The 24,055-nt window shown below is 68.0% G+C and carries 22 protein-coding genes and 1 pseudogene; 5 read left to right on the top strand and 18 right to left on the bottom strand.

Annotation, left to right across the window (positions count from 1 at the left end; genetic code table 11):
* Window positions 1-138: 138 nt before the first annotated feature.
* From PXJ20_RS15850 to PXJ20_RS15840, 3 genes are read right to left on the bottom strand one after another with little or no spacing between them, the layout of a single operon-like run.
* Window positions 139-993: an anti-sigma factor family protein gene (locus tag PXJ20_RS15850; protein ID WP_421029424.1), complete on the bottom strand. Its 855-nt coding sequence runs from the start codon at window positions 991-993 to the stop codon at window positions 139-141.
* Window positions 990-1,529, bottom strand: coding sequence for an RNA polymerase sigma factor (locus PXJ20_RS15845; protein ID WP_017776579.1), 540 nt, complete (start codon window positions 1,527-1,529; stop codon window positions 990-992). The genes PXJ20_RS15850 and PXJ20_RS15845 overlap by 4 nt, the downstream gene beginning before the upstream one ends.
* Window positions 1,530-1,540: 11 nt before the next feature.
* Entirely contained in the window at window positions 1,541-1,681 is a 141-nt protein-coding gene (locus PXJ20_RS15840) for a hypothetical protein (protein WP_413212002.1), read from the bottom strand.
* Window positions 1,682-2,131: 450 nt separating this feature from the next.
* Here PXJ20_RS15840 and hfq point away from each other — a divergent pair, with 450 nt between their 5' ends.
* Window positions 2,132-2,620 (top strand): RNA chaperone Hfq, encoded by a 489-nt coding sequence (gene hfq / locus PXJ20_RS15835; protein ID WP_421029425.1) that lies wholly within the window; start codon window positions 2,132-2,134, stop codon window positions 2,618-2,620.
* A gap of 233 nt (window positions 2,621-2,853) precedes the next feature.
* On the opposite strand, the gene PXJ20_RS15830 is transcribed toward hfq, so the two are convergent.
* Complete coding sequence (locus PXJ20_RS15830) at window positions 2,854-3,081, bottom strand: hypothetical protein (RefSeq protein WP_168724534.1); 228 nt, start codon at window positions 3,079-3,081, stop codon at window positions 2,854-2,856.
* A gap of 394 nt (window positions 3,082-3,475) precedes the next feature.
* On the opposite strand from PXJ20_RS15830, the gene PXJ20_RS15825 reads away from it, so the two are divergent.
* The gene (locus tag PXJ20_RS15825; protein WP_413212004.1) at window positions 3,476-3,652 is read left to right on the top strand and encodes a hypothetical protein; all 177 of its coding nucleotides are present in this window, start codon (window positions 3,476-3,478) and stop codon (window positions 3,650-3,652) included.
* Between the two features lie 168 nt (window positions 3,653-3,820).
* Here PXJ20_RS15825 and PXJ20_RS15820 read toward each other — a convergent pair whose 3' ends face one another.
* The 14 genes and pseudogenes from PXJ20_RS15820 to PXJ20_RS15755 form a co-directional block, all read right to left on the bottom strand.
* A complete protein-coding gene (locus PXJ20_RS15820) occupies window positions 3,821-4,555 on the bottom strand; it encodes a DUF2968 domain-containing protein (protein ID WP_421029426.1) in 735 nt (244 codons plus the stop codon).
* Window positions 4,556-4,603: 48 nt separating this feature from the next.
* Window positions 4,604-5,995 carry a sigma 54-interacting transcriptional regulator gene (locus tag PXJ20_RS15815; RefSeq protein WP_199539889.1) on the bottom strand — a complete coding sequence of 464 codons (1,392 nt, stop codon included), beginning with the start codon at window positions 5,993-5,995 and terminating at the stop codon, window positions 4,604-4,606.
* 9 nt (window positions 5,996-6,004) lie between these two features.
* Window positions 6,005-7,816 (bottom strand): TadG family pilus assembly protein, encoded by a 1,812-nt coding sequence (locus PXJ20_RS15810; RefSeq protein WP_421029427.1) that lies wholly within the window; start codon window positions 7,814-7,816, stop codon window positions 6,005-6,007.
* A 1-nt stretch (window position 7,817) separates the two neighbouring features.
* Window positions 7,818-8,219 (bottom strand): DUF3613 domain-containing protein, encoded by a 402-nt coding sequence (locus PXJ20_RS15805; RefSeq protein ID WP_421029428.1) that lies wholly within the window; start codon window positions 8,217-8,219, stop codon window positions 7,818-7,820.
* A 43-nt stretch (window positions 8,220-8,262) separates the two neighbouring features.
* Window positions 8,263-9,183, bottom strand: a complete 921-nt coding sequence (locus PXJ20_RS15800) for a tetratricopeptide repeat protein (RefSeq protein ID WP_421029429.1) — start codon at window positions 9,181-9,183, stop codon at window positions 8,263-8,265.
* Between the two features lie 80 nt (window positions 9,184-9,263).
* A complete protein-coding gene (locus tag PXJ20_RS15795) occupies window positions 9,264-10,448 on the bottom strand; it encodes a type II secretion system F family protein (RefSeq protein ID WP_421029430.1) in 1,185 nt (394 codons plus the stop codon).
* 10 nt (window positions 10,449-10,458) lie between these two features.
* On the bottom strand, window positions 10,459-11,592 hold the full coding sequence (locus tag PXJ20_RS15790) for a type II secretion system F family protein (protein WP_421029431.1): 1,134 nt from the start codon (window positions 11,590-11,592) through the stop codon (window positions 10,459-10,461).
* Complete coding sequence (locus PXJ20_RS15785) at window positions 11,525-12,964, bottom strand: CpaF family protein (RefSeq protein ID WP_421029432.1); 1,440 nt, start codon at window positions 12,962-12,964, stop codon at window positions 11,525-11,527. Before PXJ20_RS15785 ends, PXJ20_RS15790 begins: the two co-directional genes overlap by 68 nt.
* A 3-nt stretch (window positions 12,965-12,967) precedes the next feature.
* Window positions 12,968-14,230, bottom strand: coding sequence for a fimbrial protein (locus tag PXJ20_RS15780; RefSeq protein ID WP_017776566.1), 1,263 nt, complete (start codon window positions 14,228-14,230; stop codon window positions 12,968-12,970).
* Between the two features lie 108 nt (window positions 14,231-14,338).
* Window positions 14,339-15,700 carry a type II and III secretion system protein family protein gene (locus PXJ20_RS15775; RefSeq protein WP_421029433.1) on the bottom strand — a complete coding sequence of 454 codons (1,362 nt, stop codon included), beginning with the start codon at window positions 15,698-15,700 and terminating at the stop codon, window positions 14,339-14,341.
* 297 nt (window positions 15,701-15,997) lie between these two features.
* Window positions 15,998-16,636, bottom strand: a pseudogene (cpaB, locus tag PXJ20_RS15770) (Flp pilus assembly protein CpaB); the annotation flags it as partial.
* Window positions 16,637-16,754: 118 nt separating this feature from the next.
* A complete protein-coding gene (locus PXJ20_RS15765) occupies window positions 16,755-17,330 on the bottom strand; it encodes a TadE/TadG family type IV pilus assembly protein (RefSeq protein ID WP_421029434.1) in 576 nt (191 codons plus the stop codon).
* Window positions 17,327-17,860: an A24 family peptidase gene (locus PXJ20_RS15760; RefSeq protein WP_421029435.1), complete on the bottom strand. Its 534-nt coding sequence runs from the start codon at window positions 17,858-17,860 to the stop codon at window positions 17,327-17,329. The genes PXJ20_RS15765 and PXJ20_RS15760 overlap by 4 nt, the downstream gene beginning before the upstream one ends.
* A gap of 96 nt (window positions 17,861-17,956) precedes the next feature.
* Window positions 17,957-18,139 (bottom strand): Flp family type IVb pilin, encoded by a 183-nt coding sequence (locus PXJ20_RS15755; protein ID WP_017776562.1) that lies wholly within the window; start codon window positions 18,137-18,139, stop codon window positions 17,957-17,959.
* Between the two features lie 806 nt (window positions 18,140-18,945).
* Between PXJ20_RS15755 and PXJ20_RS15750 the strand changes: the two genes are divergently transcribed.
* The 3 genes from PXJ20_RS15750 (at window position 18,946) to PXJ20_RS15740 (ending at window position 24,008) form a co-directional block, all read left to right on the top strand.
* A complete protein-coding gene (locus PXJ20_RS15750) occupies window positions 18,946-20,439 on the top strand; it encodes a collagen-like triple helix repeat-containing protein (protein WP_413212014.1) in 1,494 nt (497 codons plus the stop codon).
* A gap of 179 nt (window positions 20,440-20,618) precedes the next feature.
* On the top strand, window positions 20,619-22,013 hold the full coding sequence (locus PXJ20_RS15745) for a collagen-like triple helix repeat-containing protein (protein WP_421029436.1): 1,395 nt from the start codon (window positions 20,619-20,621) through the stop codon (window positions 22,011-22,013).
* 279 nt (window positions 22,014-22,292) lie between these two features.
* Window positions 22,293-24,008, top strand: coding sequence for a ShlB/FhaC/HecB family hemolysin secretion/activation protein (locus PXJ20_RS15740; protein WP_421029437.1), 1,716 nt, complete (start codon window positions 22,293-22,295; stop codon window positions 24,006-24,008).
* The last annotated feature ends 47 nt before the right edge of the window (window positions 24,009-24,055 follow it).

The following is a 24,055-nucleotide window of genomic DNA, read 5'->3' as shown; positions in this document are numbered from 1 at the left end:
GTCGCGAAGGCACCTTCGCGTCGGAACGGTCGTGCGCCGTGAGGCGGGGTCTGCACGTTGTAAACGCCTCGCCGGGGCCACGCTATTCCGGCAGCGCAGCGCGGCCGTTGCGGGCCCTATTACGCGATGTTTCGCGGCTCACCACTGTTCGGGCTTGCCGCCGAGCGCGGTGCAGACGTCCACGGCGATGGCATGCAGGCGGCCTTCGGGAAGCTGGCCGGAGAGCGCATAGCCGGTGCGGTCGGTAATCCAGTAGATGGTGCGCCGCTCGCCTTCGCGCAACGTGCGCAGCGCGGCCGCCTGGTTCGCGGCGCCCGTGACGTAAAGCGTGAGACGCGTGCCGGCGGCGTTCTCGTACATGAACTGCGCAGCCGGGCCGGTGTCACCCGGCAGCAGACGGCCACCCACGAGCGTGTAGCCGTAATCGCCGAGCGACGGGACGGAGAGCGGCCGGTCGAGCCGCTTCGAAAGCCAGGCGACGAGCTGTGCCTGATCGTCCGCCCCCACTTCCACGGGGTGACGGCGCTCCGGCGAATAGACTGCGTAGGCCACGTCGGCGCGCTGCGCGAACGCGGCGGGCTTGCCGTAGCCGTCGTGGTGTTCGAAGAGCGGCGGAACGAGCGCGGCGAGCGTCATGGCAAGTCCCGCGCCCGCGACGAGCCAGCACGCGGCCAGCCCCGCGCGCTGCCACCACGGCGCGCGTGCGCGCAACACGACATAGGCCGTTTCACTGCCCGATTCGTATGCCGCTTCACCCGACTGCGCCGCACACAGCGCGCGCAACGCGTTTCTCTGCGCGCGGTAGGCGGCTATGCGGCTCGCGGCGGCGGGATCGGCGGCCAGTCGCGTCTCGATCTCCGTGCGCGCGCGCTCTGGCAGTTCCGCATCGACGAACGCGGACAACGCCTGCAAGGTGCGGGCATCGAGCGCGTCGGCGGGCGGATCGGCGTGATTGGTGTGGCCCCGGCCCTGGCTGTGGTCGTCGTTGTTCATCGCGAATTGCTCACTACGGTCAACGTACAGGGCCGCGCCGCGGGCCCGGCGGCGAGCAGCATGCGCAGATGCTCGCGTGCGCGAGAGAGCCGCGACATCACCGTGCCGGCCGGCACGCCGAGCACGGCGGCCGCCTCGCTATAGCTGAGTTCCTCCACGCCGACGAGCAGCAACACCTCGCGCTGCTCGACGGTCAGGCAGTACAGCGCGCGCTCCACATCGCGCAGCACGAGTCCATCCACCTCGCTGCGCGGCGCCTCCAGGTTGCGCCAGGGCGCGCTTTCGTCATCGACGGCGAACTCGCGGCGGCCGCGCAGCTGATCCACATAGAGGTTGCGCAGAATCGTGAACAGCCACGCGCGCAGATTGCTATGCGGACGAAACGCGGACCAGCGCGAAAGCGCACGCTCGGCGGTGTCCTGCACGAGGTCGTCGGCCCATGCCGAGTCCCCTGTCAGGGCACGTGCGTAGCGGCGCACCTGCGGCAACCAGCTGACGACTTCAGATTCGAAATCCTGCGGCGGACGGCGAAGCACATCGCGGCTCGTCAATAACCGCCGCTGCTGCCGCTCGACTGGCCGCTGCTGCTGGAGTTCATGTCGCTGCCGGTCGAGCACGCCGTGGCAAGCGAGGACAGCGCGAGCGCGCAGAGCATCACGAAAAGAGAGAAAAGGCGTGGCGATTTCATGTGTCGTCTCCGAAAGACGTCTCGCGGCAGGCGGCGGCAAAGCCGCACGCCACGATGGCGGTGGGCAAGGGAGGCAGCCGCAGATGCGCTACCTGTCACCTGAACGCGCGGGCAAACACATTTATTCCAGGCAAGCCGTTTTTCTTCCGGCGGCGCACGGCCGGATGGCATGCGCGGACGCGCATCGCGGGCACGACCTAAACCGATGCCGCGGACACAGGCAAGCGCAAGCGACAAGACACGCCACTCGCGCCGGTCGGCAGGCGGTCCAGAGGCGTTCGGTTCGTAACGAGACGTAACATGACGCTCTCGTAGTGCGCAGGCCGGCGCAAGCGTCTATAGTGGGCGTGTTTTGTCCAGTCAGCGCGCGCTCGCCCTACACAGGGTAGAATCGCGGCGAGCAATCGTTTTCCCATTACTGCGGCGTTGCGCCGCCCGCCTCGAACATCCATGCCTTCCGCAGAATCGCATCCGCAAAACGACTTCATGAACGCCGCGCGCAAGGAACGCAAGCGCGTGGAGATTTACCTCGTCAACGGCATTCGCCTGACGGGTTGCATCGAGTCGTTCGATCAGTACCTGGTGATGCTGCGCACGCCCGTCGGCCTGCAAGGCATTTACAAGCGCGCCATTTCCACCATCCAGCTCGATACGGGCACGCGCCCCGGGCCGCGCACGGGCCGCCCGTCGCACGGCGAGCATGGCAGCACCCGTGGCCCGCACGGCATGCATGGCCCGCGTGAATCGCGCGAACCACGCGACGCGCAAGGCACGGGCGGCACGCCCTCGCCCGGCGGCGAGCGCACGTCGTCGTCCGAAGGACCGGTGGTCGTGACGCGCCGCCGGCGGCTCTACGGCAACGCCGGCAACGGCGGTCATGGCGATACGGGCAACGGCGGCCACGGGGACGGTGGCGGCCACTCCGGCGGCCACGAGTAATCAAGACCGGCTGAGCACCCGACGCTTCGTTGTGAGCTGTCGTGTCGTGTTGCGCGGCACGACGTACATCGCCCAAGGGCGCCCGAATGCGGCGCCCTTTGCGCACATGGGCGCGACGCCCTGCGCTCTCCAAACGATGATGGTTCTACAGCGGGCCCAATGCGGCCGGCGGCGCGGATTGTCTTGTACGCCACGACCCGACGCGCGCCGGGCACGGCGCGGCGCCCGCGGCGCTAAGCGGGCACGTTGTCGAGCCGCGCGAGCAGCATTTCGAGCCGTCTGTCCTGTTGCTGCGTGAGTTCGAAGTCGGTCTTGACGGCCAGCACCCGGCGGCGCCAGTAGCCGGCGCTCAGCGGCCGGCGCATAGGCTGGCGCGTGGCCCATTCCAGATGTTCCAGCTCGGCCTCGACCAGATGCGAGGCGTGGATGCGCCGCATCCTTTCCCTTCGGGCTGTTTCCATGTACGTGCACCTTGTTTGTGTGCGGAGAAAGAGCACGATGCGTGCCGCATCCGCGACACTCCGAAGACGAATGTCGTAGCGGGAAATTGTAGAAATGTGGCGACCTGTGGCAGCCTCTACAAGGCTAGTACAGTCGTAACCTTAACGTAAGAACTGGCGGCCACTTTTGCGTCCGGACAAATTGCGATAAGAGATCGCAAGTGCCGCTCGCTGCCCACGATAAACGTGCAGCGTGACATTTGCGTTTGGCTTTCATCGGACGGTTCAATGCAGGGCGCGCCGAGGCTGCGTCGATAGATGCCGGGCTTTAGCGTGACGAGCCTGGCGGAGCGCCTCGCACCCGCGCACGGTTGAACTATCCTTCTCAGGATCAGCCGATGCCCCGGAGAACGCCATGACGAAGCCCGCTCCCTCCACGCCGCAGCCTGGCAGGCCGCAACCCGATGCGGCACATCCCGTCGAGCCGGCGGACGAGCGGCTCGACGAGGCGCTCGAAGAAACCTTCCCTGCCAGCGACCCGATTGCGGTCGATCCCACGGAACCGGAGGACAAGGGGAAGAGCAAGACGTAGGCAAGCGGCACGGCGCGAATCGCGCAACGACACCGCGAGCACGCTCGCCCACACGCGCCTGAAGCAGGCACAAAGGCGCACCGAACGGCGCGCCGGAAGCCGGCATATATACGGAGTCTGGCTGCGGCGCACCGCCGCAGCCGTCATGCTCGTCGCAAACGCCGCGAATCAGTGCGTCGGCAAGCCGCTTTCCAGCTGACGCTGGAGCTCGCGCACCTGGTGCTGGGTCGCACGCAGCTGGTCCTGCGCCGCAGCCTTCTGGTTCTGCAGCGCACTCGCCTGCTGGCGGGTTTCCTTCTGCTGGGTCGCCACAGCAGCCTGCTGCTGGCGCGCCACCGAAAGGTCGGCCTCGAGGCGGTTTGCGCGCACCTGCTGCAAGGCAATCAGGCGCTCGGTGAACGCCTTCTGCGCTTCGAGCCGCGTGCGGCGAATCTCGACGTCCGACAGCTGTACCGTCTGCCGCGCGAAATCGCGGTAGATGGCTTCGGCACGGGTTTCGTCGGTGGTCTTGATGACGCGCCAGAACGTCTTCTGCTGGAACAGCGCGACGTAGTACGTCATCTCTTTGGCGTAGAACAAGAGGCTCGCGCCGTAGCTGCCGTTGTAGGTGGTGCGCAGTTCGGCCAGGTCAGGGCCGTGGATCATGCGTTGCAGTTCCGCCACATTGCCGCCGTCCGTCGCGGAATCGTTTGCGCTGGCAGCCGCAGTGGAAGACGCAGCGGCCGGCGCGACCGCCGGCAAGGGCGCCGGTACCGCCGGCTGGGACTCTACTGCCCCCGCCGTCCCCGCACTCCCCGTTGCCCCGCTCTCAGCCGGTGCGGTTTGCGCGCAGCCGGCTTGCACTCCCCCGATTGTCAACATCGCGACGAGCGCGATCTGTCGAAGTTTTGACTTCTGGTCCATGTAACCCCTGCTCGAACAGTTTTAGTTTTAACAATTCGGGGGTCATTATTACTCAGTTTCCCGGCTTTCGGGCTCCTCCTCGAAAATTTGGTACTTCCGCATCTTTTCCCACAACACCTTGCGGCTGATGCCGAGGTGCTGCGCCGTGTCCTGGCGGCGCCAGCCGTTCGCGTCAAGGGCCGCGAGCACCCGGTTGCGTTCGGCCATGTCCCACTTGCTGCGGTCCACCAGCACCTCGGCGACGCTTTCGGCGGGCACGGGCTGGGTGCTACGCACGAGCGCGAGCAGCCGCTGCAAGCGCGCCGCGTCCCATGAGCCGACCTGGCGCACCGTCACGCCGATCCGTTCGGCCAGGTTGCGCAGCTCCCGCACGTTGCCGGGGAAGTACATGTCCGCGATGGCGTCCGCGAGCCAGTAAGGCAGGTCGGGCAGCGCCGCGAGCCGCTCGGCGCCCACCACCGTCGCGATGAACGCCTTGAAGAGCGCGATCTTGTCCACCGCGCCGCGCTCCTCCAGCGAGGGCACCTTGAGTTCGATCACGGCGAGCCGGTAGTAAAGATCGGCGCGGAAGGTGCCGTCTTTCACGAGTTGCGGCAGGTTCTTGTTGGTCGCCGCGACCAGCCGGAAGTCCACCTTGACCGCCGCCGGAGAGCCGATGCGCGTCACCGCGCCATCCTCGAGCACGCGCAGCAGCTTCACCTGCTGGTAGAGCGGCAGGTCGCCGATCTCGTCGAGAAAAAGCGTGCCGCCGTCGGCCTGTTCGAAATAGCCCTTGTGTGCCACCACCGCGCCCGTGAACGAGCCTTTTGCGTGGCCGAAGAACAGCGACTCGAAGAGACCGTCGGGAATGGCCCCGCAGTTCACGGCGATGAACGGCCCCTTGCCGTAGCGCGTGTGCTTCTCGTGCAACAACTGCGCGATGCGCTCCTTGCCCACGCCGGTTTCGCCGTGCACGAGCACGCTCGTTTCGCAATCCGCGAAGGTGTCCACTTCGTGCAGCAGCGCCTGCATGCATTCGGAGCTGGCCACGAGCGCGTCCGATGCCGCCGTTTGCGCCGAATGCGCGCGCAGTTGCAGCGCGAGCTTCGAGATCATGCCGCGCAGTTCGGCGCAGGTGAAATCGAGCGGCAGGATGTGCGAATACTCGGCCGGGTACATGGCGGGATCGTGGTCGCGCGGCGCCTGGCCGACCCACACCACGGGCATGCCGTGCGCCGCCTGCCAGTCGCGCAGCACGAGCGCGCCCGAGTCGATCACGCTCACGCTGATGATGGCGAGCGACGGACGCAGCGCCGAGCGCTCCGGCGAGATGGCGATGTCGTCGGCGCGGATCACTTCGACGTCGAAGCTGGCCATGCAGCGGGCAACCCGGTCGACGATGTCCGCCTTGCCTTCCCAGACGTAGACGTCGAGTTCCTCGATTTTGGTGGGGGTTCTCATGGGTGGGTGTCAATAAACCAGTTGAGCCTCGCCGCACGACAGACCGCTGTCGTGCACGGTGGCGACGCCGAGCTGCACGCCGAGCAGTTGCAGCAGCGGCACGAGCAGCACGTCGAGCGAATCCAGAACAGGCGCGAGCGCCTTGACAAGCAGGTCGAGCAGCGGCGCGAGCACGACGCCGACCACGGACGTGACATTCACGCCGTTGAGCGTTGCGTAGATCGAATTCGGCAGTTGCGTGGCCAGCTGCGTCAGCAGGCCGCCCGCCGCGCTGCCCAGTGCGTTCGAATTGACGGACTGGTAGTCGTCGCTGTCGCCGGCCACGCCGTTGAAGTTGAGCGAGGTGTAACCCGTGGTCGATGGGGCAAGCTGAAGCTGCAGCCCCGTCTTGTTGGTCGGGTCGCCGACGTTGACGGTCACGCTCAGAGCCGCGGGCGGGATGCCTACCGTCAGCGTCGTCACGGCGGCAGGCTGCGTGCAGCTGGACGGCTGGCTGTAGTTCGTGAAGTTCGCGGCGGCGTTGCCGCCCACGCACACGCCCAGCACGCCGGGCTGCACGCCGATCGTGCTCTGGCTCGTGGCCCGCGACGCCGTGCAGCGCGTGCTTTCCAGCCGCGCGTTACCGGTGCCGCCGGTTTCGAGGTACACGGGCAGGTTCAGTGCCGTCAGATTGACGAGCCCGAGATCGATGTTGAGCAGGCTCACGTCAAGATAAAGCCGCACCTGGGCCGAATGCGCCGTGGTGCGCCAGTTGCCGGCGGCGTCCTGTCCCGCCTCGCCCACCGCGATCACGGGCGGCTCCAGGATGCGGGCCTGCGCCGTGACGTTGGCGAGCGGCCCGAGATTGAGCGCCGCGCCCAGATTGATGGTGGATTGGCCGTTGGCGATCTCGGCGGCCACGAGCAGCATGTCGAGCGGATTGACGGTGGCCGACGCGGCGGACTGCGCATCCGCGAGTCCCACGGCCAGCAGCGGATTGCCCGCGCCCGCGCTGCTGCCGATGTTGATCGAAGGTCCCGAAGGAATCGACGCAGCGAGCGAGCCGAGCGCGCTCGTGGCACTCGCGCTCGCCACGTTGCTGGCCGCGAGCGCAGTCACCATGGCGCGGGCGAGATCACGCACCTGGATCTGCGTGGCGAGCAGCTCGCTCACCGAAGCGGCGCCCACGGCGGCTGCGAGATCGCCCAGCTTGATCTGCGCGGAGGCGAGCGCCTGGTACGAGGCAACGTCGAGATTGAGGCTCGTGCCGAGCAAGGCGCCCAGCAAGCTGTTCAGCAGGCCGCCCTGGAGCGTCGCGAGCGTGGTGGTGAGCGAGAACGTGCCGATGTTGGTGGATTGCGCGATGGCCGTGGCCTGCACCTCGCGCGCAGGCCCGACGAAGAAGTACGGCACCTGGCGCGCCACCGTCACCTGCACGGCGTTGAGCGGTGCGCCCGTGGTGCCGAAGTACGGCTGCAACGTGTTCGACGACGGATCCCAGCGCCCGCAGGTCACCGTGACGGTGCCCGTGGACGGCAGGCCATTCACCTGGGTGGCGTTCGCTTGCGCCGAAGCCGTGGCGCCCGCGCATCCCGTTGCGCCCGACACCGTCTGCGCGCCCGCGATGGCGGCCATGTCCGCGACGCGCTGCAACGTGCGTCGGGCGAAGTAGACGTTGCCCACGTCGATGGCGCCGAGCGCCGCTACCGCCACGAGCATCCACGCAAGGCCGAGGATCGCGACCGAGCCGCGTTGTTTCCGCGGCCCGCGGCGAGGCGCGCGCAGAGCGGCCCGACGACGGACGCCGGAAGGGACACGACGACGAATGCAGCCAGTGAGCATGTCAGTTCGACGGCGGCGTGCCGCCGTACCCCACGAGCACGCCTGCGCCGTTGCCGCCCTGGCCCATCGACGAGTCGAAGCGTTCCGGTATCTTCGACTTGAACGATTCGAGATAGCGCTGGTAAGCCAGCGTCGCTTCGGCGCCGAGCGTGGGTTGCGCGGGCGCGGCCGCGGCGTTGCTGCGCTGGAGTGCAAGCCAGGCCGCGGCGGCGTGGCCAATTTCGCTGGCCTTGATGGCGGCCGGCGCCTGCGCCTCGGCAACAGGGGGGCTCTCCTGGGCGTGAGCCGTACCGACGACGAGCCACGGCGCGAACGCAAAAGCGAACGCAGACGCAAAAAGCGCCGACGCCCAGGCGCGCGGCACACCAGCCGCCCCATGCGCGCGCCGATCAGTGGTCTTCATGTTTTCCTCCCTGCCTTCGTTCTTTCCCCGCCGCATGCCTTCGCTATTGCGAGAAGCGCTGCAAGAGCCGCGGCGATACGTCGATGCCCGACTGGCCCGACTGGCCCGACTGACCCATCTGCATGCTCGCCATCGGCATGGTCTCGCCAACAGCCGGTCGTTCGATACTGCCCGTGTCCACACGGCCTGCACTGCCCGCACTGCCCGTCTCCGACAGATGCGCACGTGCCGCGGCGCGCTGGCGCAGCCGGCTCGCCTGCGCGACCTTCGCGGCGTCGCTGCGGATCGCCGCGCGCACCTCGGGCGCGATGTTCTGCTGCTTCATCACGGCCTGCGCTTCGGCGTTCTGTCCATCCGCGACGAGAAACAGCACCACGTTGCTCACGATCTTCGGATTGTGCTGATCGAGTTCCGCGGCCTTCATCAACGGCACGCGCGCGCCCGTTACGTCGCCGCTGCGCAGCAGCGCATAGCCGAGATCGGAAAGCGTGGACGCATCCGTGGGCGCAAGGCGCACCGCCTCCTGAAGCTCCGTGGCCGCACGCGTGAAGTCGCCCGCCCCGCCCGCCAGCAAACCCAGCCCGCGATGCCCGCGCGCCGCAAGCGGCGTGGCGAGCAGTTGCCGGTAGGCGTCTGCGCTTGCCGCCGGCTGACCCGTGGCGCGCAACGCATCGGCGCGCAGCAGGATCGACTCGGGCGACGCGCCGTACTGCTTCTCGTAGGCGTCGATGTGCGCGAGCGACGCGTAATAGAGCCCCTGCGCCTGCATCCGGTCGATGAGGCCCAGGTACATGCCGGGCGTATCGGGCTTATCGGACGCGGCCTGGCTCGCCTGCTGCAGCTTCGCCTCACGCTCGGCCTGCGCGCCCACGCCGTAGCCCTGCTCCTTGAACGCGCAGGCGCCCAGCAATGCAACGGCGGCCAGCGCGAGCGTACGGCGCAGCGTCTCGCTGACGTGGTTCATGACGCTTCCTTCATGGCGCGGTTCCCCTTGTTCCTTCCCGTTCATTTCCATGTGCGATCCCCGTGCCCTCGTGCGCAGTGCTACCGGTGCGGGTGCACTGACGCCAGCGAGTGCGTGACGGAGAGCACACCCGGCCCCGCGGTGACGATCAGCAGCGCGGGCAGCAGCGTGAGGATCATCACCGCGGTCATCTTCACGGTGAGCCGGCCGATGCGCTCGCGCAGCATCGCGCGCCGCACTTCGCGCAGGCGGTCGCCGAACTGCCGAAGCGGTTCCTGCACGGCGCCGCCGTGCCGGTCCACCTGGATCAGAAGCCGCACGACGGCGCGCAGGTCCTCGTTGTCGTAGCTCGATGCGAGCCGCTGCAGCGACTGCTCGCGCGTGCGGCCCGCCGTGAACTGACGCTGCGCGATTTCGAGTTCGCCCGCGAGCACCGGCAGCACGCCGCGAAATTCGTTGACGAGCACCTGGAGGCTCTGGTCGAGTGAAAGGCCCACGCCCTGCAGCAGGCGCAACAGATCGACCAGCATGGGCAACTCGTCCACCACGGCGCGCCGGCGCCCGGCTGCACGCCGCTGCACGTAGACCTTCGGCACCATGAAGCCGAGCACGAGTCCCGCCGCCGGCACGAAGAGTCGCATCACGCCGCTGCCCATCCAGTCGAACGCGGCCACGCCGCCGTGCATGAACCAGACGGCGAACGTCGCAACTGCAATCGCCGACGCCAGGCGCGCCATCAGGAAAAGCCCGCGCGAGCGGGCGTCCACGAAGCCGCATTGTTCGAGCAGACGCCGCTCTTCGTCGGCCACGGCCTGGCGGCCGAACGGCGTATCGAGCCAGCGCACGCCCGCGTCGGCCATGCGGTCCACCCATGCGGCGAGGCCGCGCGGCTGTGGGCGTTTGCCGGCGCCGCCCGCCGTTCGACTTGCGGCCTGCGCGGCAGAACCTGTCATGCCCGCCATGCCGTTCACGCCCGCGGCTGCAGCGGCGCTTGCGCGCGCCGCTGCGCCCGGACTGGCACCTGTAGCCGAACTCGCCGCGACGCCCACCGTGCCAGCTACGCCCATACGCGCCGCCGCCTGGGCAGCAACGGAAGAAGACGCCATCGCCATCGCCGCAGCCGCGGCCCGCGCCTCGAGCGCCATTGCGAGCGTGCGCGCGCTGCGCCTCGTGCCCGCGAGCCGCACCAGCGCATGCGCCGCGAGCAGCGCGCAGCCAAGCGCGCCCAGCACCAGCGCGGCGGTGAACAGCGACCCGGCGTTCATGTGCCGCTCCTCATGTGCCGCTCCGCAGGCGCGTGAGCCGGTACAGCATCCACGCGCCGAAGGCCTGCAGCCCGAACGCGACGAACACGAGCCGCCGCCCCGCCTCGTCGTACCACATCGTGCCGAAGTACTTCGGGTTCGTGAGCACGAGAAAGCCGCCGATGGCCAGCGGCAGCAACGCCAGCACGCAGGCCGAAAGCCGCGTCTCCGCCGACATCGCGGCAAGCTCGCGGCCCGCCTGTTCGAGGTCGCGCATGAAGGTCGCCATGCGATCGAGCATGACGTCCGCGCGTCCGCCGTATTTGACCGAGAGGCGCAGCACGGCGCCCACCAGTTCCAGTTCGCGCGTGCCGTACACACCCGCCACGTGATAGAGCGCGCGGTCTATCTCCACGCCGCTGCGCAAGAGGCGCGAGACGTGGTCGAGGCACTCGCGCAGCGGTGCCTCGGTGGTTTGCAGCGCAGCCTGGAACGCGGCCGGCACGCTGTTGCCGAGCACGATGAGCCGCACGATGCCATCCAGAAACGACGGCAGCTGCCGCACGATTTTTTCGCGCCGCCGGTACGCCCGCCGCGACACGACGAACCCGAGCCCGGCCGAAACGAATGCGAGCGTGGCCAGCACGCCCCACACGCCGCCGCGCGCAAACGCCCATATCGCGAGCGCCAGCGTGCCGAGCGACACGCAGAGCAACGGCATGCGCGCATTGCCGATGCCGGCGCGGCGCAACGTGTTGTCGATCATGGTGACGACACGCGCCTTCCAGTACTGGACGTGCGCGACGAGCGGCGCGCCGCGGCCAGGGGTTGCGCTCATGAGCGTCTGGGCTGCCGCCGTAGATCTCGGCGCCGGGCGGGCCGCCTGGCTTGCATGGGCGGCATGGGCCGAGTAGGGAGCCGCCTGTGCAGCGAGCCCAGCCTGTGCGGCGTGCACCCCCTGCGCCGCCGACGCCACACGGCTCTCCACGAAACGCGCGGCCGCCGCGCGGTCGCTGCGCTGCGCGCCGCTGCGCCAGAGCAACAGCGCCGCCGCCGCGCAGAGCAACGCGAAGGCCGCGATCAATAGCGCGACGGCGCTAGCCACGCGAGCCTCCGCCGCGTCCCCCGCCGAACCCCCCGCCGAACCCTCCGCCAAAGCCGCCACCCGCCCCGCCGCCGAAGTCGCTACCGAAGCCGCCAGGCTCACCGCCGTAGTGGCCACCATAGTTGCCACCGTACCCACCACCCGCACCCAGCGTCTGGCGAAAGCGCGCGAGCTTCGGCGAATGCGGATGGATGCCGAGCGACGTCCATTGGTCCACCTCTTCGCCCTCGGGTGTCGTGAGCGGCTCGTAGCGATAAAGCTCCTGCGTCGCGATGATGTTGTCCGCGAGCCCGGTGACCTCCGTCACGGAGAGAATGCGGCGGCGTCCATTGGAGAGACGCCCGATCTGCACGATGAAGTCGATGGCATTCGCGATCTGGCGGCGCAGGCTCGACTCGGTGCCCTGGAAGCCCGCGAAACCCGCCAGCATTTCGAGGCGGTACAGGCACTCGCGCGGCGAACTAGCGTGCACGGTGCCCATCGATCCGTCGTGGCCCGTGTTCATGGCCTGGAGCATCTCCAGCACTTCGCCGCCGCGCACCTCGCCCACGATGATGCGGTCCGGCCGCATGCGCAGCGTGTTGCGCAGCAGGTCGCGAATCGAGACCACGCCCGTGCCGTCGAAGCCGCCGGGCCGGCTCTCCAGCCGCACCACGTGCGGATGGTTGAGCGACAGCTCGGCCGTGTCTTCAATCGTCACCACACGCTCCGGCTCGGGAATGTGGAACGCGAGCGCGTTGAGCAGCGACGTCTTGCCCGAACTCGTGCCGCCCGACACGAGCACGTTGCAGCGCGCGGCCACCGCGGCTTCGAGCAACGCGCCGATCTCGGCGTTGTAGGTGCCGTTGCCGAGCAGGTCGTCGGGGCGCAGCGGGTCTTTGCGGAACTTGCGGATGGAGACGACGGGGCCGTCGATGGAAAGCGGTTCGATCACCACGTTGATGCGCCCGCCGTCGGGCAGGCGCGCATCCACCATCGGGTTCGATTCGTCCAGACGCCGCCCGATGGGCGCGAGAATGCGCCGCACGATGCGCAAGAGATGCGCGTTGTCGGCGAAGCGCACCGGAATCTTCGTGAGCATGCCGTGGCGCGACACGTACACGTCGCTGTAGCCGTTCACGAGAATGTCTTCCACGGCCGGGTCGTTGAGCAGGTCTTCGATCGGCCCGAAGCCCGCCAGCTCCTTGGTGAGCGCTTCGGCAATCTGGCGCACCTCGGCCTCGTTGATCGGAATGCGGCGCAGCCTCACGAAGCTGTCCATCTCCAGATCCACGAACTGGCCGATCGCATTGCGCGACCAGCGGCCGAACTCCGCGCCCAGCTCTTCGATGCGCGTGAGCAGATGTTCGTGCGCCGCGTTCTTGATGTCCTGGAACTGCTGGCTCTGCGCGAACATCGGCGTGTCGTCGGCGAACTCGATGTCTTTTGCCATCGTCTATGACCGCTTCGTTGGGGTTGGAAGAAGACGCCGCAGCGCCGCAAGCGCCGCGAGTGCCGGGTATGCGCGCGTGGCGCGGGCCGGCAGCCCCGCGCTCGCCGCAGGCCCGCCCAGCCGTTCGATCAGCGGTTCAAGCGCGCGCACGTACGGGTCGCGCGGCGCCGCGTCGGCCAGCAGCTGGCCGCGGTTCGCCGCCTGCCCAAGCGCCACGCGCCGCTCGGGCAACACGGCAAGCAGCTCCACGTCGAGACGCTCTGCGATCTGCGCGGCGGTGAGATCGAGTTGCGGCTCGAAGCGGTTCACGACGAGCCGCACACCGCTCGTATCCACGTCCTCGGCGCGCAACGCATCGAGCACGCCCACCGCCGAGACGATCGACGCCACGCCCTGGTCGCATACGAGCCAGGTTTCGTCGGCGGCCTGCACGACCTGCGCGATGAACTCGCTGTTGGTGAAGCCGCCCAGATCCACGATCTGCTGGTCGAAAAACGCGCGCAGCCGCGCGAGCAACGCGAGCGACGACGCGTACGAGACCTCGCGCATCTCCGCGAGGTTCGGCGGCAGCGTGGTGAGCGCAAGGCCGCTCGTGTGGCGCGACAGCGCCGTGTGCACGAAGGTCTGATCGAAGCGGCGCACGTTGCGCACGGCCTCGACGAAATGGAATTCGCTGCGCGTATTGAGCAGCAAGGTGCCGTCGCCCGCGGGCAGGCCGAGATCGAGCAGCGCCGCCTGGCGGCCGAGCGCCGCGTCGCGTCGTGCCAGCGTGACGGCGAGGTTCGCGGCGAGCGTGCTCACGCCCATGCCGATGCGCGCGCCAAGCAGCACCGCGAGCCGGCCGTGGCGACTCACGGGCTCCACGAGGTTGTCGAGCACCTGGCGCGCGATTCGACGCGCGTCGTCGGCCGGCGCGGCCAGATCGACGAAATCGCGCACGCCGGCGCGCAGCGCGGCGAGCGCGCTTTCGGGTTCGGCAAGCGAGCCCACCGCGACGATCTGCAAGCCGGGATACGCGGCGCGCGCGGCGGCCACGGCGGCACTGGCCGCGGCCACGTGGCCGCCCGAAAAATCGACGAACACGAGCGACGGGTTGAGCGCCGCGATGCGCTGCGTGAGCAGCGTCGGGTCGAGCGTGACCGCGTCCACGGCGCCTACTGCCACGAGCGTGTCGGCCAGCCATTCCACGTGCGCGCCGGCCAGCGACGCGAACACGAAATAGTCGGCGACGGCGCGCTCAGTCAAAGCCTGCGTTCTCGCGTTCATGTTGGACTTCTCCCTGCGACCGGGTTGTCGTGCGCGGCGTGATCGGTTGCTGGGGCCATGGTGTCGACCATGACCATTGAGTCGTGAGCCGTCGTGGTGCCGGAGCGTTCATCGCGAGAACCCCGGCGCGGCATCGCGCGACAACGCACCGCCAATGAACGAGCGCCACACGGGACCATCGCGCTGTTCGGCCTGCTCGCCCGGCGTCGCGGGCAAGGCCGCGCCTTTTGCGAGCGGCGAAACGAGATGCGGCGTCACGATGATCACCAGTTCCTTGTCGTTCTGCTGATAGTTGAGCTGCTTGAAGAACGCGCCGATCACGGGCAGGTCGCCGAGCACCGGCACCTTGTCCACGTTCGACGCGGTCTCGCGGTCGATCAGCCCGCCAATCACGAAGCTCTCGCCGTCGCCCAGTTCCACGGTGGTGTCGGCGCGCCGCGTCGTGATGGCCGGCACCGCGATGCCGTTGATCGTGACGGCGTGCACGAAATCGAGTTGGCTCGCTTCGGGCGCGACCTTGAGCGCGATGCGCTGCGGCGAAAGCACGGTCGGCGTGAGCGTGAGGCCCACGCCATAGGGCTTGTATTCGATCGACGTGGTGCCGAGCGCCTGCGGCACCGGCACCGGAATCTCGCCGCCCGCGAGGAAGTTCGCGCTCTGGCCCGAGAGCGCGACGAGCGTGGGCTCGGCGAGAATGCGCGCGAGGTTGTTGCTCTCCATGAGGCTCAGGTCCGAGAAGATGCCGTGCGAGGCCGACTGGAACACGAGGTTGAACGCGGACGAAATCGGCGTCTGCAATACAGAGAGCTGGTTGTTGGAAACAGCCGTTGAAGACGTCGGAGAAAACGTGCCGAACGAGAAGCCGTTGTTCTGGCGGAAGAAGTTGAAGCCCACCTGCTTCAACACCTGGCGGCTGAATTCGACCACGCGCACGTCCACCTGCACGACGGCGCGCGTGGCGATGGTCGACGTGTCGAACACCGTGCCGTCTTTGCCGATGGAGCCGTTGGCCGCCACCACGGCGCGCTGGTGCTTCTCGAGCGTGGGTGTCGAGCCGCCGATGATCGCCGTGCCGCCCAGCACCTTGACGCTCGGCGTGTCGTCCGAAAGCAGCGCGCGCGCCGCGTTCGTCGTGACGTTCACGGTGTAGGTGACGGGCGCCTCGCGGTTGCGCTCCCAGAGCATCACGCTCGTCGTGCCCGCAGCCTTGCCGACGAGCAGCACGCCGCCGCCCGCACCCTTCACGATCAGCACGTCGGCCACCGATGGATCGCCCACCGCCACGCGCGTGAGCGCGTGACCGGCTGCGAGCGTCTGTTGCGCGCCCACGGTGAGATCGAGGGTCGGGTGCTGCGTGCCCGCGGCGGCGAGGCCCGAGGCCGGCGCCGCGCGCGCGTCGTTCGCCTGCGTGGCGAGCGCCATGCCCGCGAGGCAGAGTGCCATTGCAACTTTAACGATGCGTTTTGTCATGTTGTCGTGGATGTCGTGGACATGCGCGTGCGCGTCCGCATCCGCTCCCTGTTGCTCAACTGACGCCCTTTTCATCTGCGAAGGCGTCCCACGGGGCTTCTGTCTGCCTCCCCTGCCTGATGCCGCTGCTACCACGCCACCGTTTCGGCGTGCCCTCCCCGAACGACTTCGATGCTGCTGCCGCGCCCGCGCGGCGCGGCGCGCGATCGGCGGCGCTGGCGCGCCGCGGTCGAGCGCGACACGCCGCGCTTGCAACGGCTCGCGCGACACCGTCTTCACCACGCCCGCATAAGGCGCGAACGCGGACGAGTCCGCCACCTCGTCGTCCTTCGGATTACGCAGCGCGAGCACGAGCCGGCCCGCGCTTTCTGCGAGCGCGAGCTTGTCGACGTCGGCCACGGGCACCGCGAGCACCGCGGTGCGTGCAACGCCATTCGGGTCCGCGCCGAAGCTGGTGTTACTGACCCCCGCGTTCTGCGCCGGATTGCCGAACGCGAGCACGCGAACCTTCGACATCAGGAGGCGCGCCTGGGTACGGCCGATCTCGCCGCCCGCACCCATGCCGCCGTCGCGCTTCAACGTGAAGAACACGTCCACCACGTTGCCGGCGCGCACCCGGTTGCCCACCGCGTTCGATTCGTCCACGCGCACGGCCACCGCGCGCTGGCCGGGCGCGATGCTGTCGGCCATGCCCGAAGAGAGCTGCGTTTCGAGCACCGGAGCATCCGGGGCGATGTCCGCGGTGGGCACGCGGCCGGCGACGAGCGTGGGGTCGCTGAACGCGCCGCCCGGATGAATGGGCAGCATCTGCACGCGCAGCGCCTCGGCAGAAACCGGCTTGCCGGCGACGAGCGTCTGCGTGGCGACCACGACCGGGAACGTCGCATGGGTCACAGCTGTGGCCTGCGGCGGCGTAGCGGGACGACGCGCCAGCATCCAGGCGAACCCGGCGAGCAGCAGCGCGAGCACGAGCAGCACGCCTGCGGTGATGCGGGTCAGGTTGGCCATGCGCGCCTCCTCTGGGAGCGGTCGTTCATGGCAGGCATGGCGTTCCTCACAGGATGTTCTCCGGATTGAGCTGCACGGTGGACTGCGTGACGATGGCGTCCGGTATCTTGAAATCGACGAGCGGCAGGCTGGGGACGAGCGGATGGTTCTTGTAGTCGTACGAGAGCTGAACCTGGACGCAGGTCATGGTGCTGTCGTAGCTGCAGTTCTGCGCCTGCGGGGAACAGGTCAAGGCGCTGCTGCCGAGCCAGCTCGCGGCGTTGGTGGCGGCAAGACAAGCGGCGCTCGTGCGGGCCGCGAGCGCCGCGGTCATATCGGTGGCCTTCTGGTAGCGCAACGCGGCGCGCGCGCCTTCCTCGGAGGCAAGCGTGAGGCTCTGCTGCGCGACGAACACGAGGCTGTACGAGACAACCGCATACGCGATGGCGAAGAACACGGGAAACAGCAGCGCGAATTCGACGGCGGTGCTGCCTCGCTCGCGCAGACGCGTGTGTGTGCGCGAGCCGAGGGGCGCGCGACGCGGCGTGCTGCTGTCTGAACTCGCCTCGGTGGAACGAACAGGCAAGTGGGCGGTCCGCGTCGAGCGCAGTTTGATAGAGCCCGTACGCCGCAGCGCGTTCATCCGGCCGCTCCCGCCGACAGGTGCAACGCGCGCAGCGCAAGCCATGCGATGGCAGGCACCGTGAGACACGCGGCGTAAGGCGTTCCGCGCGGCGTGCGCGGAACAAAGTCCGACGATGCTTGCTGCCCCGCGTGTGGCCCCGATGAAGCCGTGCTTCCGCGCATCGCGACTCGCGTCGTAAAAAGCAGCACGACGGCATGCACGCCGGCCGCGAGACTCGCCGCCACCCACAGACCCAGCAGCGCATCGACCCCGCACCAGGCGCCCAGCACGGCGAAGACCTTGACGTCGGCGGCGCCCATCACGCCGAGCGCAAAGAACGGCATCAGCGCCACGAGCCCCACCGCGGCGCCTGCCAGCGCGCGCGCAGGCGTCATGCCGAAGGGACTACCGTGGACGAGCGCGAACGTTAGCGCGGCGATCAGGCCGGCTGCGACGAGGGCATTCGGCACACGCCGGCTGCGGCAGTCGCACACGGCGACGACCGCGGCCCACGCGGCGAACACGAGGCTGCTGACGAGCGGGTTCATGTCGGATCCGGCAGACAGCACCCTTCACGCGCGCCAATAGACGGCCCGCGCGAATTGCGCTGCTGCGTTCAATCAGGATCTTTTGACGGCTACGCGTCAGGAGCCGGTTGTCGGCGTAGTAATCGCGTTTGCGATATCGGTGAAAACCGTTTGAAGCTTGGTGCCGATCGTCGTGACCCCGCCCACAATCAGCAATGCAATCAACCCCGCAATCAGCCCGTATTCAAGTGCGGTTACACCCCTGTTATCTCTCAGGAAACGCCCGGCGAACTTTTTCATTTTAGCCCTCGAAACTGCGTTTGATCTTTGTATGCGAATTGAAATTCGTACGCGCGCGCATATGACGGCCATTCCCGGCTGTTCTTTGCAGCCGGGTTTGCCGATTCTTCTTCTAGGAGCGCGTCGCTACATTAGCAGCTGAAATCAGCCGCGCACAGAGGATAGGATATCCGGTCCGATAATGCACCTCCCTCGTCAAACTCCGTATTCCCAGGCGTTATAACCGATCAATCGGCAAGAAGCAATTTCCCACCGAATTTTTTCCGACTTTTTTCGGTTTTTCCCAGCGACCTTTCCCTAATGTTTGGGGTAAGGCTTTCGTGCCGCTTTGCTGCGGTCTTGTCTGGCCGTGGTCTGGCCGTGGTCTGGTTATTGTCTGCCTGTTGCCTCGCCCTTCCCTGCGACTTCTTTTTTCCGGCCCACCGTCGAGGCGGCGGTTCAAGCGCCAGAGAAGCGTAGCGGCAGACCAGATGCGAAACAGGTAGGGCTAACCATACGTTAGACGCGTTTCACTAATTCACCGTTGAACGCACGTTTCAAGCGTCGTGTAACCCCCGTTACGCATGCACGCGTAACGGGGGATCGGGCTCGTTACGTTACGCGGCCATTGAAAACGCATTAATTCGCCGCTTCTTCACCCCCATCGGATCGATACACGACATCACGCCAATAGCCGCAAAGCCGCGCGGGTTCTCGCTCTGCGTCTTGCGTGGCGAATCAGGCGCCGCGTTCGCGACTGAAATGGCATAGCTGTTGCAGAGAGTCTTCGCGCAAGACTTCCAACAACATGCTCATGCGAGGGCGAAATGCAGATTCAAACAATAGAGACCGGACTGCGTACAACGACGATTGCGGCCACTGTAGTCGTCGTTCTTTCTCTGGCTGCTTGCGGCGGCTCGGGAACGTTGAGTTCGGGCACCGGGGGTGGCGCGGGGAGCGGCAGCAACGGAGCGATTTCTACGGGAGGCACGGGCTCGGGGGGAACGCAAAAGCCGGGGGGCGGCGATAACAACAATAACAACAACAATAACAACGGCACCACGCCCACCGCCAATGCAGCGGGCCAGGTGGTGGGCAATGCCGGCAACGTCGTGAGCGACGTGGGGTCGACGGTGTCGAGCATCGGCAGCGTGATCGGCTCGCAAACGCTGCCCGGCGTAAGCACGCAGACCACCCAGGCTGCGGGCGGCATCGTGCAGAACGTGGGCGCGGCGGTTTCCACGCTCGGCAACGGCGTCACGCAGGGACTCGGCCAGCTCGGCACGGGCGGCAATTCCGTGGGCACCACGCTCGCGAGCGTCGGCGGCGCCGTGAGCAACGTGGGCGGCGCGGTAACGAGCGCCGGTAATCTCGTCACGAGCCTCGGCAGCGGACCGCTGGCCCCGCTCGGCGCCGTGACGTCGCCGCTCGGCGGCGCAATCGACACGCTCGGCGGCGCCGTGACGAACGGCGGCGCCACGCTCACCAACGCCCTCTCCACAGGCCCCGTGCAGCAGATCACGCAACAGGTCAGCACCGCCATCACGCCAATCACGTCGATGGTGGCCGCGACCACGCAGACCGTTGGCACGACGACGGGCCTCGGGGCGCCCGTGGCCGGTCTGCTCGGCACGCTCGGCGGCGGACTGGAGAAAGGCGGCGCGCTCGTCGCGTCGTCGGCGGGCGGCAATCCGGTGGCAGCGAGCCTCGGCAACGTCGTCTCCGACACCGGCAAGACCGTGGCGTCGGTGGGCGGTCTCGTGACCGGCGGCACGGGTGGCAATCCGCTTGCGCCGCTCACCACGGCACTTGGCGGCCTGGGTGGGCTCAGCGGCGCCACAGGTGGATTGACGGGCGGCACCGGCAGCGGACCACTCGCGCCGCTCACGGGCGTGCTCTCGTCGGTAACGGGCGCGCTCAGCGGCGCGGCCGGTGGCACGGGCGGTCCGCTCGCACCTGTGACCGGCCTCGTGAGCACGGTCACCGGGACGCTGAGCGGCGCGGCCGGCGGCACGGGCAGCGGCAACCCGCTCGCTCCCGTCACGGGACTGCTCAGCACGCTCACCGGCGCATTGACGGGCGCGGCGGGCGGCACAGGCAGCGGCAATCCGCTCGCCCCGGTCACCGGCATCGTTTCGACGCTTGCCGGTGCGGCAACGAGCGCTACGTCGGGCGCGGCACCGGCGGCCACGTCGACCACGTCCGGCACGCCGGGCATTTCGCTGAGCTCGTCGAGCGGCGGCACCAACAGCGCGTCGAACCCGCTTTCGGGCGTGACGTCGCTCGTGGGCGGACTGCTCGGCGGCATCGCGAAGAAATGACGACGCGAAATGACGATGTGAAGCGACGACGTGAAACGACGACGCGAAGCGACGACGCGAAACGACGACGCGAAACGACATCGATGAATGACGGCAAGAGAAGACGCGTGAGAGCACGGGCATCACGCGAGGCAGACCACCCGCATCCCAAAGAAACTGAGAGAGACTGAGGAGCAACCATGACCCACCACTCAACCTTCACGTCGGGCCACGCACGGGCGGTCATCGCATCGCTGCGCGTGCCTGCCATCACGCTTGCCGTGGCCTGCCTCGTGGCGGCCTGCGGCGGCAGCAGCGTCAACGCGCCGCCGGCCGCGGCTTCGAGCGGCGGCACCAGCGGGTCCGGCAGCGGCGGTCAGACGACGGCGGCGTCAACCGGCACATCCGGCGCGCTGACCACCGTCGCGAAGACGGCGGGCGACCTGGGCAGCACGATCGCTTCCACGACGATTCCGGGCGTAAGCCCACAGGTCACGCAGGGTCTGGGCAATGCGGTATCGAGCACGGGCGGCGTGGTGGGCGCGCTCTCCGATGCGGTGAGCAACGGCATCGGCCAGACGGGGTCGACGGCCAATCCGGTGGGCACCACGGTCGCGGGACTCGGCTCGGTTGTCAGCGCAACGAGCGGCGTCGTGCAGGGACTTTCCACGGCCGTGGGTGGCGTGGGCACGGGCAACCTCGCCCCGCTCTCGCCGGTCACGACGCCCGTCGCGGGCCTGCTCGCCAACACGGCGAACGCGGTCAACGCGGGAGGCGCGACGCTCGGCAATGCCCTGGGCTCGGCGCCGGTCCAGCAGATCACGCAGCCCGTGAGCACGGCGATCACGCCGCTCTTGCAGACGGTAAGCGATGTGACGCAGACGGCTGGCGTGACGACGGGCCTCGGTGCCCCGCTCTCGGGCGCGCTCGCGCAGGTGGGCGGCGCGTTGAAGCAAGCGGGCTCGACGGTGGGCGGCACGACCCAGAATCCGCTCGGCGCGGACGTGGGCAGCCTCGTGGGCTCGCTCGGCAACACGGTGACCAATGCGGGCGGTCTCGTGAACCCGAACGGACCGAACGGTGCGGCGCCCATTCCGGGCCTCATCACGAGCCTCGTGGGCAGCTCCAACGTGGGGGTCGCAAATGGTCCGCCCGCCGGCGGCTACAACCCGCTCACGCCCCTCTCGAACCTGCTCGCAAGCCTCGGGCTCGGCACGAACCCGCTCGGCTCGGCGACGTCGCTGCTCACCGGCACGCCGCTCGCGCCGCTCGGTTCCGTGGCGGGATCGAATCCGCTTTCCACGTTGACCTCGTCGCTCACGGGCGGCGGCGCAGCCAGTCCGCTCGCGGGGCTCACGTCGGCGCTCGGCAGCGGGACGAGCGGCGCATCGAACCCGCTTTCCGCGGTTACGGGCCCCCTGGGTGGCGTGGGTAGCGCAGGCGGCACGGGCGGCAGCGCTCAGTTGCTCGCGCCGCTCACGGCAATCGTGAGTCAGGTGACGGGCACGCTCGGGACAGCGGCGGGCTCGAGTGCGGGCACGGGCTCCACGACGGGCGGCCTCTCGGCGCTCGGCGGCATTCTGCACAAGCAATGAGCTGAACGTGCGTGACGGCGCCGCGTGAATGCGGCGTCCGTCGACGCCTATGTCGCCGCGCGGACCGACCAGACCAACCAGAGCGACTAGAGCGACTAGAGCGAGGACCAGCACGGCACGCGATCAAGGCGAGCGAGGGTCCTGGCGATCGCGCTGCCCGGCAACATCGCACGCCGCAATGCTTTAGCGCTTCACAGATCACGCAGCAAGCAGCACACATCGAACAGCAGCGTTGCACACAACGCGCGCACAACAACAATGGCCTACGAGGACAATCCGATGAATAACGGATACAACCGCTGTAACCCCTGCAACCGGTACGCGACCTGGACGATCGCGCTGACGGCGCTTGCCACCAGTGTCGCCCACGCGCAGAGCCGCCCCGCCGCTGCCGGCGGCAATCCGCTCGACGCCCTGCCGCAGATCAATGCACCACAGAAGGCGCCCAACGTCACCGTGCAGGTTCAGCAGCAGGCGCCGCAATTGCAGGAGCTGCTCGCGCGGCATCTCACGCCCACACGCTTCCAGGTGGAAGGCGTGAAGTCGATTCCATTCGACGATGTGGCGAAGCGCTTCACGCCGCTCGTGAATCACGACATCACGATCGGCGAACTGATCGAGGTAGCCAACGGCGTCACGAAGCTCTATCAGGAACGCGGCTATGCGCTCTCGTTCGCGTTCGTGCCCGCGCAGACGTTCGAGAACGGCGTGGTGCGCGTGACCGTCGTGGAAGGCTATGTGTCCGAGGTGAAGGTCACGGGCAAGCCCGGCAACGTGGAAGGCAAGATCCGCGCAATCGCGGAGCACATCCGCGCCGACCGGCCGCTGCGCCGTGCCACCTTCGAACGCTACATCAACGTGCTGGGTCTGTTGCCCGGCGTGAAGGTGGCGGCCAACGTGCCGCCGCCACAGAACACCGATGGCGCCACGGCGCTCGAATTGAAGGTGGACCGCAAGCCTGTCGATCTGAGCACGGGCATCGACTTCAATCATCCCGGCGTGCAAGGCCTCGTCACGGCCACGGAGAACGGGCTCACTTCGCTCGGCGAGCAGTTGAGCGTGTCCGCGCTGCTGCCCAAGGGCCGCGATCACCAGACCTACATCGCCGCGCACGGTGCGGTGCCGGTGGGCAGCGACGGGCTCATCGCGAAGATCGATGCCTCGCACTATCGCGGCAATCCCGTCGACAATCCGGGGCTGCCGTCGTATGTGGAGCGCACCGTGATCAACGAAAAGCTGGGCGGCTCGCTTGCGTATCCGCTGCTGCTGAGCAATACACGCAGCGTGGTGGGCACCGTGAGCGCCTACGCCTCGCACGACGAAGACCGTTATCACAACACCCTTAACGGCGCGCAGTACGGGCTGCGCTCGCAGGTGCGCGTGCTGCAACTCCAGGCCGACTACACGGGCGTGCAGACGGGCCAGGTGCGCAAGGCGAGCATCAACGTGGCGAAGGCGTTCGACATATTGGGCGCGTCGAAATCCGTCGATACGAACCTACCGGGTCTCGTGCAGCAGAACCCCGTGTCGCTGCAATTCGTGCGCACCGGTGCGAGCTTTTCGCAGACCAACGAGTGGCCGTTCAAGATCGGCACTGCGATTTCCGCAACGGGACAGTACAGCCCCGACACGTTGCCCACCTCCGAGCAGATCTCGTTCGGCGCGCAGCGTTTCGCGCAGGGCTATGAACCGGGCGAGGCATCGGGCGATTCGGGCTGGGCCGTTTCGTTCGAGATCAATCGCGCGTTCACGCCAGGCTTCACGTATCTGCGCACGATCACGCCGTACGTGTCGTTCGACACGGCGCGCGTCTACCTGCATGCGGGCACGCCGCAGCCGTCGCGGCTTGCCTCGGTTGCATTCGGCTTTCGGATCTCCGACGCGAAGTACTACAGCCTCGATCTTTCGGTTGCGAAAGCCGTGGGCGACGCGCCCGTGGAAAGCGCTTCGCGCAGCCCGCGCATCAACGCGACGTTCTCTTATCAGCTCAACTGAATGCGCGCCGCGAGTGCCTGCGACTAGAGGTTTTACTCGCAAACGCG

This window comes from Paraburkholderia sp. A1RI_3L, assembly GCF_048957895.1.
GTDB lineage: Bacteria > Pseudomonadota > Gammaproteobacteria > Burkholderiales > Burkholderiaceae > Paraburkholderia > Paraburkholderia kururiensis.
The sequence above is the reverse complement of the archived record's forward strand: the minus strand, read 5'-3'. Positions and strand labels throughout refer to the sequence as shown.

Bases quoted from the DNA above. Each gene is read 5' to 3' on its own strand.
- PXJ20_RS15850 (WP_421029424.1), bottom strand. From the start codon at position 993: ATGAACAACGACGACCACAGCCAGGGCCGGGGCCACACCAATCACGCC.
- PXJ20_RS15840 (WP_413212002.1), bottom strand. From the start codon at position 1,681: ATGAAATCGCCACGCCTTTTCTCTCTTTTCGTGATGCTCTGCGCGCTC.
- hfq (WP_421029425.1), top strand. From the start codon at position 2,132: ATGCCTTCCGCAGAATCGCATCCGCAAAACGACTTCATGAACGCCGCG.
- PXJ20_RS15830 (WP_168724534.1), bottom strand. From the start codon at position 3,081: ATGGAAACAGCCCGAAGGGAAAGGATGCGGCGCATCCACGCCTCGCAT.
- PXJ20_RS15825 (WP_413212004.1), top strand. From the start codon at position 3,476: ATGACGAAGCCCGCTCCCTCCACGCCGCAGCCTGGCAGGCCGCAACCC.
- PXJ20_RS15820 (WP_421029426.1), bottom strand. From the start codon at position 4,555: ATGGACCAGAAGTCAAAACTTCGACAGATCGCGCTCGTCGCGATGTTG.
- PXJ20_RS15815 (WP_199539889.1), bottom strand. From the start codon at position 5,995: ATGAGAACCCCCACCAAAATCGAGGAACTCGACGTCTACGTCTGGGAA.
- PXJ20_RS15810 (WP_421029427.1), bottom strand. From the start codon at position 7,816: ATGCTCACTGGCTGCATTCGTCGTCGTGTCCCTTCCGGCGTCCGTCGT.
- PXJ20_RS15805 (WP_421029428.1), bottom strand. From the start codon at position 8,219: ATGAAGACCACTGATCGGCGCGCGCATGGGGCGGCTGGTGTGCCGCGC.
- PXJ20_RS15800 (WP_421029429.1), bottom strand. From the start codon at position 9,183: ATGAACCACGTCAGCGAGACGCTGCGCCGTACGCTCGCGCTGGCCGCC.
- PXJ20_RS15795 (WP_421029430.1), bottom strand. From the start codon at position 10,448: ATGAACGCCGGGTCGCTGTTCACCGCCGCGCTGGTGCTGGGCGCGCTT.
- PXJ20_RS15785 (WP_421029432.1), bottom strand. From the start codon at position 12,964: ATGGCAAAAGACATCGAGTTCGCCGACGACACGCCGATGTTCGCGCAG.
- PXJ20_RS15780 (WP_017776566.1), bottom strand. From the start codon at position 14,230: ATGAACGCGAGAACGCAGGCTTTGACTGAGCGCGCCGTCGCCGACTAT.
- PXJ20_RS15775 (WP_421029433.1), bottom strand. From the start codon at position 15,700: ATGACAAAACGCATCGTTAAAGTTGCAATGGCACTCTGCCTCGCGGGC.
- PXJ20_RS15765 (WP_421029434.1), bottom strand. From the start codon at position 17,330: ATGAACGCGCTGCGGCGTACGGGCTCTATCAAACTGCGCTCGACGCGG.
- PXJ20_RS15760 (WP_421029435.1), bottom strand. From the start codon at position 17,860: ATGAACCCGCTCGTCAGCAGCCTCGTGTTCGCCGCGTGGGCCGCGGTC.
- PXJ20_RS15755 (WP_017776562.1), bottom strand. From the start codon at position 18,139: ATGAAAAAGTTCGCCGGGCGTTTCCTGAGAGATAACAGGGGTGTAACC.
- PXJ20_RS15750 (WP_413212014.1), top strand. From the start codon at position 18,946: ATGCAGATTCAAACAATAGAGACCGGACTGCGTACAACGACGATTGCG.
- PXJ20_RS15745 (WP_421029436.1), top strand. From the start codon at position 20,619: ATGACCCACCACTCAACCTTCACGTCGGGCCACGCACGGGCGGTCATC.
- PXJ20_RS15740 (WP_421029437.1), top strand. From the start codon at position 22,293: ATGAATAACGGATACAACCGCTGTAACCCCTGCAACCGGTACGCGACC.